This window comes from Burkholderia sp. LMG 13014 (assembly GCF_905232215.1).
GTDB lineage: Bacteria > Pseudomonadota > Gammaproteobacteria > Burkholderiales > Burkholderiaceae > Burkholderia.
This window is the reverse complement of the sequence record NZ_CAJNKE010000986.1, coordinates 1-1,364: the sequence shown is the minus strand read 5'-3', so window position 1 is coordinate 1,364 and position 1,364 is coordinate 1. Positions and strand designations below refer to the sequence as shown.

Annotated in this window: 1 protein-coding gene and 1 pseudogene; both read right to left on the bottom strand. The window is 69.4% G+C overall.

Annotated elements, in window-relative coordinates:
• Nucleotides 1-167: pseudogene (locus JYJ84_RS38180) on the bottom strand (DUF3999 domain-containing protein); the annotation flags it as partial.
• Nucleotides 164-1,364, bottom strand: a 1,201-nt coding sequence (locus JYJ84_RS36755) for a DUF2339 domain-containing protein (RefSeq protein ID WP_205190306.1), incomplete at its 5' end; no start/stop codon positions are given. The gene JYJ84_RS36755 and the pseudogene JYJ84_RS38180, both read right to left, overlap by 4 nt.

Here is a 1,364-nt window from a genome sequence, read left to right as displayed (position 1 = left end):
CGGCTCGCCGCATAGACGGGCTGCGGCACGGTGAGCTGGTAGTACGCGGCGGTGCCGTCCAGGTCGAGCGAGAAGCGCTGCGTACCGCGCCCGGCACCGGGCGTGCCGTCGGCCGCCGCGAACGACGCGAGCAGGCTCAGTCCGAGCAGGGCGGCGAGTCGTTTCATGCCTTGTCGTCCTGTTGCGCGGCGGCCTTCGGCGGCAGCGGCGAGAAATAGCCGATCAACAGCAGCAGCACGCCGATGCCGATGAACGACACGATGCGCTCGATGCCGGTCACGTGCGACAGGTCGAACAGGAACAGCTTGACGACCGTGAGCGCGAGCAGCGCAGCGCCGACGAACCACAGCGGACGCAGCCCGCGGCGCGTGGCCCAGATCGTGATCGCGAGCGCGCAGAGCGTCCAGTACACGGAGACCGACGCCTGCACGAGCGTCGATTCCGCCATCGCGCCGAGTTCGTACGGCACGCCGGCCCAGTGATGCAGCGTCCGCAGCAGGATCGCGTTCAGCCACAGGAACGCGGTCGCGCCGGCCGCACTCAGCAGCGCGACGCGATGGATGTCGAACGACCAGCCGAGCTTGCGCGCACGCACGAACCACGTCGCGGCGAGCGCATAGACGACCGCGAGCACGAGGTCGAGCGGATTGAAGAGCGGTACGCGCGCCCAGCTTCCGCCGTCCTGCGTGAAGTTCGCATAGAAGGTCCACACCCACATCACGACGATCAGCGGCAGCGATGCGAGCGCGCACACGCGGGCGATGCCGTCGCGGCGCGTCAGCCACATGCCGGCGAACGCGAACAGGCTCCAGCCGACCATGAACACCTGCTGGATGCCGAACGACGACAGCACGGTGTCGATGTCGTAGACCATGTGGAAGCGGTGATGCAGCGTGCGCAGCATCAGCGCGTTGAACCACAGGAACACGGTGGCGATGGCCGCGTAGTCGACGACGCGCGGATGCCACGCGATGCCGAGCGTTCGCAGGCGGCGCAGCCACACGGCGAACGCGACGAACACGAGGCACTGCGCGATGTCGAGCGGGTTGAGCAGCGGGAGCCAGAAGAGCGGCGCCGCGTTGCCGTCGCTGGTCACGCTGGCGATGCTCCACAGCCACAGCAGCGCGGCGAGCGGTGCCGCGCCCCACACCTGGTACGCGCGCGGGAACGCCGCGACGGGCCAGCGCAGGCGCGAGCCGGGGCCGGACACCAGCAGGAGCAGTGCGCCGAAGCCGTAGGCCCATGCGCTCCAGCTCCACGCACCTTCGGGCACGTACGCGCGCAGGCGCCAGAAGCCTTCGAGCGATACCAGCCCGCACAGGGTCCAGAACATCAGCGTGTGCAGCGGCGCGATGATGCCCGCG